Annotated in this window: 7 protein-coding genes; 1 reads left to right on the top strand and 6 read right to left on the bottom strand. The window is 40.2% G+C overall.

Annotated elements, in window-relative coordinates; all coding sequences use genetic code 11:
* Nucleotides 1–65: 65 nt before the first annotated feature.
* Together MTBBW1_RS22440 and MTBBW1_RS22435 are read right to left on the bottom strand one after the other, a co-directional pair.
* Nucleotides 66–1,367 carry an NAD(P)/FAD-dependent oxidoreductase gene (locus MTBBW1_RS22440; RefSeq protein WP_080807507.1) on the bottom strand — a complete coding sequence of 434 codons (1,302 nt, stop codon included), beginning with the start codon at nt 1,365–1,367 and terminating at the stop codon, nt 66–68.
* Entirely contained in the window at nt 1,360–2,307 is a 948-nt protein-coding gene (locus tag MTBBW1_RS22435; protein ID WP_080807503.1) for a UDP-glucuronic acid decarboxylase family protein, read from the bottom strand. Before MTBBW1_RS22435 ends, MTBBW1_RS22440 begins: the two co-directional genes overlap by 8 nt.
* Nucleotides 2,308–2,658: 351 nt before the next feature.
* On the opposite strand from MTBBW1_RS22435, the gene MTBBW1_RS22430 reads away from it, so the two are divergent.
* Entirely contained in the window at nt 2,659–3,543 is an 885-nt protein-coding gene (locus MTBBW1_RS22430; RefSeq protein ID WP_186441643.1) for a DMT family transporter, read from the top strand.
* 49 nt (nt 3,544–3,592) lie between these two features.
* On the opposite strand, the gene MTBBW1_RS22425 is transcribed toward MTBBW1_RS22430, so the two are convergent.
* The 4 genes from MTBBW1_RS22425 to MTBBW1_RS22410 form a co-directional block, all read right to left on the bottom strand.
* Complete coding sequence (locus MTBBW1_RS22425) at nt 3,593–5,005, bottom strand: DegQ family serine endoprotease (protein ID WP_080807497.1); 1,413 nt, start codon at nt 5,003–5,005, stop codon at nt 3,593–3,595.
* Nucleotides 5,006–5,105: 100 nt separating this feature from the next.
* Entirely contained in the window at nt 5,106–6,671 is a 1,566-nt protein-coding gene (locus MTBBW1_RS22420; protein WP_080807494.1) for a sensor histidine kinase, read from the bottom strand.
* Complete coding sequence (locus MTBBW1_RS22415) at nt 6,671–7,345, bottom strand: response regulator (protein WP_080807491.1); 675 nt, start codon at nt 7,343–7,345, stop codon at nt 6,671–6,673. Before MTBBW1_RS22415 ends, MTBBW1_RS22420 begins: the two co-directional genes overlap by 1 nt.
* A gap of 77 nt (nt 7,346–7,422) precedes the next feature.
* Nucleotides 7,423–7,839, bottom strand: coding sequence for a secondary thiamine-phosphate synthase enzyme YjbQ (locus tag MTBBW1_RS22410; protein ID WP_080807579.1), 417 nt, complete (start codon nt 7,837–7,839; stop codon nt 7,423–7,425).
* Between the last annotated feature and the right edge of the window lie 251 nt (nt 7,840–8,090).

Genomic DNA, 8,090 nt, shown 5'->3' with positions numbered 1-8,090 from the left:
CCACAATCGAAGAAATGAAAGTCGTTTTAAAAACAGCTATTTATTGAGACTTTCATATAAATATACTATCCGTTTATAAGTCTTTCCACATAGCCTGCAATGGCGGGACTTGCTGTCAGGCCTGGTGACTCAATGCCTGTAAGATTAATTACACCCTCAAGTCCGTTGCAACTCTCATCCTTTATAATAAAATCCTTTACTCCATCCCCTTTTTTTTGAAGTTTCGGACGGATACCAGCCATTTCCGGCACAAGGTCTTCTTTTTTTATACATGGCAGGTAGCGTTTGATAGCTTCATGAAACAGCTCTTTTTTTGAAATATCCACACTGTAATCTTTATCCCTTTTGTCAAGAAAGGTGGCATCAGGGCCGAATTTGATACGGCCTGAAAGATCCATTGTCAGGTGTATTCCAAGACCTTCATTATTTGGGCATGGCACAGGATAGACAAGGTGTTTTATAAAATTAACCAAGGACTCTTCTGGTTTTTTATATTCAAAAAAGCCTTTGTGGCATTCAGGAACTTTCTGGCATTCAAGAACTTTCTGGCATTCAAGAACTTTCTGGCATTCAGGAATTTTCTGATATTCAGGGACTTTTTGGCATTCAGGAAAAAAGTATAATTTTTTTCCAGGTATGCTGTTCAGGCTGAAATACTCCCCCTTCCAGTAGTGAAGCCTGTAGCCAAGCTTATCAACATCAAGACCCATGGCACTTGCCACTTCATCGGAATGAAGTCCGGCACAGTTTATGATCCTTTCTGTAACAAAATGATCTGACTGACCATCAATATATTCAACTGACACCTTGTAAAGTCCCCCTTTTTGTTTTTGGGCTTCAATCTCCCTTACACGGCAGTTAAATATAAATTGAGTTTTGTTTCTTTTTGCAGTTGCAAAAAAGTAGCGCATGAGTCTATGGGCATCAATTATTCCTGTGGAAGGAGAAAAGAGTGCAGAAACAGCATTGACAGATGGTTCAAGGTTCCGGATTTCTTTTTGAGAAAGATAGTGGATGTCAGTCACTCCGTTATCTTCTGCCTGTTTTTTTATACTGGTTAGAGATTCTTCTTCGCTTTTATCTGTTGCAACAATGAGTTTGCCGCATTTTCGATGGGGAATTTTATGCCGACGGCATATATCATACAGGATGCGGTTTCCCTCCAGGCAAAGCCTTGCCTTTAAAGAATTTGCAGGATAATAGATTCCGGCATGGATTACCTCACTGTTACGGCTGCTTATCTCCTGCCCAAAGTTCGGATGTTGCTCAATTACAAAGATATCTTTTTGTTTGCAGGATAGACGTGCTGCAATTGCAAGGCCGACCACGCCGGCTCCAATTATAGTTATAGGTATGTTATTATGCATTAAAAATGCCCATGAAATAATCTATGGTTGCCTTCAATCCCTTCTCAAGGGGGACTTTGGGTGACCATGAAAGTTCCTGAGCAGCAAGTGATATGTCAGGTTTTCTTTTAAGAGGATCATCAGAAGGCAGGGGTTTAAATTCAATTTCAGATTTTGAACCACACATTTCAATGACCTGCTTTGCAAGTTCAATTACTGTTAACTCAGCAGGATTTCCAAGATTGATGGGGCCTGTTACCTTATCATCAGATTCCATGAGAAAAACAAGCCCTCTTATAAGATCATCAACATAACAAAAAGACCTGGTCTGGCTTCCGTCCCCATATACTGTAATGGGTTTGTTCTCAATTGCCTGCATTATGAAGTTTGAAACAACCCTGCCATCTGACGGGTGCATCCTGGGACCATAGGTGTTGAATATTCTCGCTATTTTGATTTTTAGATTATGCTGTCTGTGGTAATCAAAGAAAAGTGTTTCAGCACACCTTTTTCCTTCGTCATAGCAGGATCTTATGCCAATTGGGTTTACTCTTCCCCAATATCCTTCAGGCTGGGGATGTATTTCCGGATCTCCATATACTTCGCTTGTTGATGCCTGCAGAATTTTTGCATTCAGGCGCTTTGCAAGACCCAGCATGTTGATGGCTCCATGTATGCATGTCTTGGTGGTCTGTACAGGATCTCTTTGATAATGCACAGGTGATGCTGGACAGGCAAGATTGTATATTTCATCAACCTCAATGTATAACGGAAATGTAATATCATGGCGGATAAACTCAAACATGGGATTGCTCATAAAGTTTTCAATATTCTTTTTTGAGCTTGTAAAACAGTTGTCTATGCAAATAACTTCATAACCTTTTTTTAAAAGCATCTCACATAAATGAGAACCCAAGAAACCACATCCGCCTGTTACGGCAACTCTTTTTGAATTAAACATATCTTCTCTTTTACCCTGCTCCTCTTTTAAGGTGAAAATGTGGGCATCCTTCAGAATCCATCAAAAGTAGTTGACACGTTTTTTGAGATAATTCCCTAAAAATGGGAATGTGGCTCCAAAAAGTGTAAACTGGCAAATGAAGGATGCCAAAATGTGGCATCCTTTAAATCAAATTAGAATTATTTTGCATTTTTTAAATAGATATTCCCGATAAAAAGAGATGATCTCTATATAAGTGTAAAGATAGGAATGAAAGATGCCCGAAAATCGATCTAAATGTTTGTGCATAAATATTTTTTGGGATATTCTGCCTTTCATTTTTCAAAATCAAGGAAGTTTATAGATAATAATATGAAACATAATAAAATCAAGGGCATTCTTCTTATCATACTTGCTGCATCAAGCTTTGGATGTATTCCACTTTTTGCCACCACTGCATATAAAGGGGGATTTAATCCATTTTCCTTCAGCCTTTTCAGGTGCATGTTCACGGCCGCTATTATCTTTTGTATTCTAAAAGCCCAAAAAAAATCCATTGCTATTAGAAAAGATCAGATTCTGCCAGTGTTTAATGCAAGTTTTTTTGGGTATTTTTTAATGATGCTGACTCTGTTTGCCTCGTACAACCACATGGCAACCGGTCTTGCAACAACTCTTCACTTTATTTATCCTGTGGCCACAATGGCAGGGGCTGTACTTTTCTACAAAGAAAAGGCCAGTTTTCTACAGATTGGAGCACTTGCAATTTCTATTATAGGGATATACTTTCTTGTGGGGATTGACACTTCAGGGGATTTTACATTTACAGGGTTCATGCTCGCCCTTGTATCAGGTCTTTTTTATGCCTATTACATTCTTGTTGTGTCACATGGTACACTTAAAAAGATGGGTTCTTTCTTTCTTGTATTTTACATTACCCTCTTTAATACAGTAACGCTTACAGTTACTTCGCTTGCAACAGGCAATTTATCCCTGGATATAACCTTGACAGGTATAATGGCAACTGTAATGGTTGCACTGATATCAAGTGTAATTGGTATGGTTGCATTCCAGGCCGGCCTTCAGGAGATAAGTGCCACCACCGCAACCATCCTAAGCACCTTTGAGGTTCTTACAAGCCTTGTAATAGGAATATCTCTTCTCGGGGAGATACTATCATATTATCAGATTGCAGGGAGTATATTGATTATATTCTCTGTGGTTGCGGTGGGGTTTGCTGAGAAAAAAGAAGATTAAAATCCCCAAAAGATGGGGATTTTAATCTGAAAAAGTCAAGCATGTTTTTTTATTTAACAAGCCTTATGGCAATAAAACTTGAATTTCCTCTTCTGAAGAGAAGCTGAACCCTCTCTCCTTTATCAATTTGTTTCATCAAGGCAGCATATTGTTCAATATTTTCAACTGCTCTGTGGTTAACCTCCTTTAACAGATCTCCAACCCTGATACCTGATTGTGCTGCCTTTCCATCTGGTTCAAGCTCAGTTACCACAAGACCTGAAACCCTCATACGATAACCAAACTGTCCTGCAATATTGTCATCAAGAGGGGCAAGCTTCATGCCAAAGTCATCAAAGCCAGTTTCATCATATATGGCACCTGGTTCAGATTCACTTCTTTTTGCCAGAATAACCGAGGCAGTTTTTACCTTGCCTTCACGAATAAAGGTTACAGTCACATTTTCACCAACACCATGCCCTGCAATTGATGCACTTAGCTCCCTGCTTGATTTTACAGGCAGATCGTTTATTTTGGTAATTATATCACCGGCCTTTATTCCTGCCTTGTCTGCCGGATGATCTTTATAAACCATACCAACCAGCACGCCTTCAGTCTTTTTAATATTGTAATATTCAGCAAGTTCAGGGGTTATATCCTGAATGGCAACCCCCATCCATCCACGGGTAACCTCTCCTGAATCTTTGAGCTGATCAACAATGCCTTTTGCCAGGTCCGACGGTATGGCAAATCCGATGCCTTGTCCTGATTTTATGATTGCTGTATTGATTCCAACAACTTCTCCGTCAAGATTGAGAAGAGGTCCGCCACTGTTACCCGGGTTAATTGATGCATCTGTCTGGATAAAGTCATCATATGGGCCGGAACCTAATATTCTTCCCTTTGCGCTCACAATTCCTGCTGTCACTGTCTGCTCTAAGCCAAAGGGGCTTCCTATTGCCACAACCCATGTTCCCACCTTTAATTCAGATGAGTTGCCAAGTTTAAGCGGAATAAGGTCGTCTGCATCTATTTTGATAAGGGCAAGATCAGTTTTAGGGTCGCGCCCCACAACTTCTGCATCATACTCTTTGTCATCGTAAAGTTTTACACTGATGGCATCTGCTCCTTCAATGACATGATTATTTGTTACAATATAACCGTCTTTACTTACAATAAATCCGGAACCAAGACTATTCTGTTCATAGTTTTGTCTGGGATTCTGCTGTCTCAGAAAAGGCTCCATAAACTCGCGAAACATGTCATTACCGCCGAACGGCTGGCCAAAAAAGTGGTTAAATACCCTTCCGCCACCACTGATATTTTTGACTGTTCTGATATTTACCACAGCAGGTCTTGCCTGGTCAGCAAGATCACTGAAACTTGCAGGTACCATGGGAACACTTTTGGCAAAACAGGATGCAGGCAGCATCATAAGAGATACGAAAAAAATCATTGTAATAGTTTTCATTATTTTGTTCATAATAGTCTCCTTAATATTCGTTATATTATCAAAAACAATTCACAACAAGAAAACGCTCCTTCTTTTAACCTGACATTACTATAATACAGAAAGATGATTGTTAAATGACCTGAAAATTATCATATGGTAATGTCAGCAGAAAAAGTGATCCCTGGCCGGAAGTGCTTCTAAGGGTCAAATCACCTCCATGCTCCCTTGCAATGGTTCTGGCAAAGCTCAAGCCAAGGCCGGTTCCTCTCTTGTTCCTTGATGGATCTGCTCTGTAGAATCTTTCAAACACCCTCTCAAGATGCTCGGTGGCAATCCCAACACCTGTATCTAAAACCCCGATTTCTATTGTCACGGGTATTGAAGCTGAAAAGTTTTCCTGCCTGTTGTCACTATTTTTTTGAAATTGCGATGTTTTATTTTGATAGACCGATGATTTGTTTTGGCAGTCCGATGATTTGTTTTGGTAGTCCGATGATTTGCTTTCAAAATCAAATGTTTTTCTTGCATAAACCCATACATTTCCAGGAGAAGATGTATATTTCAGAGCATTATCAATGATGTTTGAGATGGCACGCTGTAACATTCCCCTGTCTGCATTTAAAATAAGATCTGGTTCAAGGTTGAATGTAAAGTCTATTCCTGAATCCTCGGCAACTGGCACAAAAAGATGGCATGCTTCTGCAACAAGGGCTGATATGTCCAACGTTTCAAACTGAAACCCGCCTACACCTGCTTCTGTTCTTGATATAACGAGCATTGTATTGATCATGTCAAGAAGCCTGTCTGCCTCTTCAATTGTTGAGGCTGCCATATTTTCATATGCTTCAGGAGAGCTGTCGTGAAGCAAAGTGATTTCAGCAAGACCCCGAATTCTTGTAATAGGGCTTTTTAGATCATGTGCAATATTGTCGCTCATTTCCCGTATGCTTCTTACAAGGTTTTCAATTCTGTCAAGCATTCGGTTAAAGGTTTTTGCAAGTTCATTAAGCTCATCCTGGTTATTACTTTCAGGCACCCTTGCAGAAAGGCTTGCTCCGGATATCTCTCTTGCAGTACGCGTAACATGTTCAAGGCCGCCCAGTGCCTTGCGGGACATGAACCAGCCGCAAACAGCCGAAAGAATTACTACAATTGTCATAGCTCCTGCAAACATCCTCTTGAATGCTGCCAGAAAACTTGAATATGTATCCATGGAAAGCCCGGTCTGCAAGACAACGTTGGGTGCGGAAAGGTGATAGAGTACTCTTACATTCTGGTGATCAGGTTCAATGGTGATTGTCTCAAAAAAAAATCTTTGGCTTTTGATAAGGCGTTTTACAGCAGATGCTTCTACTTTTACATTACGCCAGTAATCCATATAAGATGACGCAAAAACTTCACCTGTGGGATAGAGGAGACGAAAAAAAATCTTTCTTTCTCCGGCTGCCCTTGATTCAAGTACTGCAATTTTTTTTATGCCTTGAATACCCTGAACAGAGAGAACAGCAGAGAAAAGCCCTGCCTTGTCAAGCAGATCCTGGTCCATACGGTTCAAAATGGTCTGTGAGACAAGAAAGTAGAAAAGCAGAAAAGCTGCACAGGAGGAGATGGAAAAGATACCTGCATACCAGAGAGTCAGGCGAAATGCCAGTGTTCTGCATATCCGTTGTAAAGAAGTTGGTATTTTAAATAACATTATTTTTCTTTCATTACATATCCAGCACCCCTGACTGTATGGATAAGTTTTACGGGATAGTCTTTGTCTATTTTATCCCTCAGCCGGCATATGCGTGCTTCAACCACATTGGTCATTGGATCAAAATTATAGTTCCAGACATGTTCCATTATCATTGTCTTTGAGACAACTCTTTCTCTGTTTCTCATAAGATATTCAAGAAGAGAGTATTCAAGTGGTTGAAGCTCTACTGTTTTCCCCGCTCTTTTAACCTCCCGCTTAATAATATCCACCACAAGGTCTCCGCATGATAGTGTTGTGGCTTCAACAATTCCTCCTGCCCTTCGCATCAGAGCCTGTATCCTTGCAAGAAGTTCGGAAAATGCAAAAGGTTTGGTCAGATAGTCATCTGCACCTGCCTCAAGACCTCTTACTCTGTCAGCCACCCTGTCCCTTGCACTCAGAATAATAACTGGTGTGTTTATCTTCTCCTTTCTGAGTTTTTCTATAACCGTGATACCGTCAAGTTCCGGAAGCATAATGTCAATGACAAGAATATCATATGACTCCATGGTGGCCATTGAAAGCCCGTCGCTTCCGTTCAGGACATGGTCAACGGCAAATCCGGTCGACATAAGTCCCTTTATTATGAATTGTGCAATTTTTGCATCATCCTCAATAAGAAGAAGTCTCATTATTGTTCTCCGCTGAACTTAGCAAAATTAGTTTATGATGACCTTTACGAAAGTTTTTTAAGATGATCTTCACAAGATCATTCTCCGATGATCTTAACAAGAACACGTTTTTTTCTTCTGCCGTCAAATTCTCCATAAAAGATACGCTCCCAGGTTCCAAAATCAAGTTTGCCGTCAGTAACGGCAACAACAACTTCCCTGCCCATGATCTGGCGTTTCATGTGAGCATCTGCATTGTCTTCATAGCCATTGTGATGATACTGGGAAACCGGTTCATGTGGAGCAAGTTTTTCAAGCCACACTTCATAGTCATGGTGCAGTCCTGATTCATCATCATTTATAAATACCGATGCTGTAATGTGCATGGCATTGCATAGAAGCAGTCCGTTTTTTATTTTGCTCTCTTTAAGGCAGGCTTCAACATCAGGTGTGATATTTATAAATGCCCGCCTTGTGGGGACTTCAAACCAGAGTTCTTTTCTGAAATGTTTCATTTTTGTTCCTTTTGTTTCATTAAGAATCTTGAACAAATTCAAGTTTTGCACCATTTTTACCACCACCCAAGTTTGGCCACCAGAATATGGTGACGCCGATTTTATCTGAGTACTTTTTGATGTGGGAATTGGTTTACGAAAGAATTCTTCATGGGAGCGTTCCTTTCTCAAAGGGTTATTGATACATCCATTGATACCGGAATTTTCCATGCATAGTCAAGGGTTTGAATCAGTTTGGTAGGATTTGAACT

The organism is Desulfamplus magnetovallimortis (genome assembly GCF_900170035.1).
In the GTDB taxonomy this organism is placed as follows: Bacteria; Desulfobacterota; Desulfobacteria; order Desulfobacterales; family Desulfobacteraceae; genus Desulfamplus; species Desulfamplus magnetovallimortis.
Note: the sequence above shows the minus strand (reverse complement) of the source record. Positions and strands in the feature narration are given on the sequence as shown.

Excerpts from the sequence above, each read along its gene's own strand:
- MTBBW1_RS22440 (WP_080807507.1), bottom strand. The coding sequence starts at position 1,367 with ATGCATAATAACATACCTATAACTATAATTGGAGCCGGCGTGGTCGGC.
- MTBBW1_RS22435 (WP_080807503.1), bottom strand. The coding sequence starts at position 2,307 with ATGTTTAATTCAAAAAGAGTTGCCGTAACAGGCGGATGTGGTTTCTTG.
- MTBBW1_RS22430 (WP_186441643.1), top strand. The coding sequence starts at position 2,659 with ATGAAACATAATAAAATCAAGGGCATTCTTCTTATCATACTTGCTGCA.
- MTBBW1_RS22425 (WP_080807497.1), bottom strand. The coding sequence starts at position 5,005 with ATGAACAAAATAATGAAAACTATTACAATGATTTTTTTCGTATCTCTT.
- MTBBW1_RS22420 (WP_080807494.1), bottom strand. The coding sequence starts at position 6,671 with ATGTTATTTAAAATACCAACTTCTTTACAACGGATATGCAGAACACTG.
- MTBBW1_RS22415 (WP_080807491.1), bottom strand. The coding sequence starts at position 7,345 with ATGAGACTTCTTCTTATTGAGGATGATGCAAAAATTGCACAATTCATA.
- MTBBW1_RS22410 (WP_080807579.1), bottom strand. The coding sequence starts at position 7,839 with ATGAAACATTTCAGAAAAGAACTCTGGTTTGAAGTCCCCACAAGGCGG.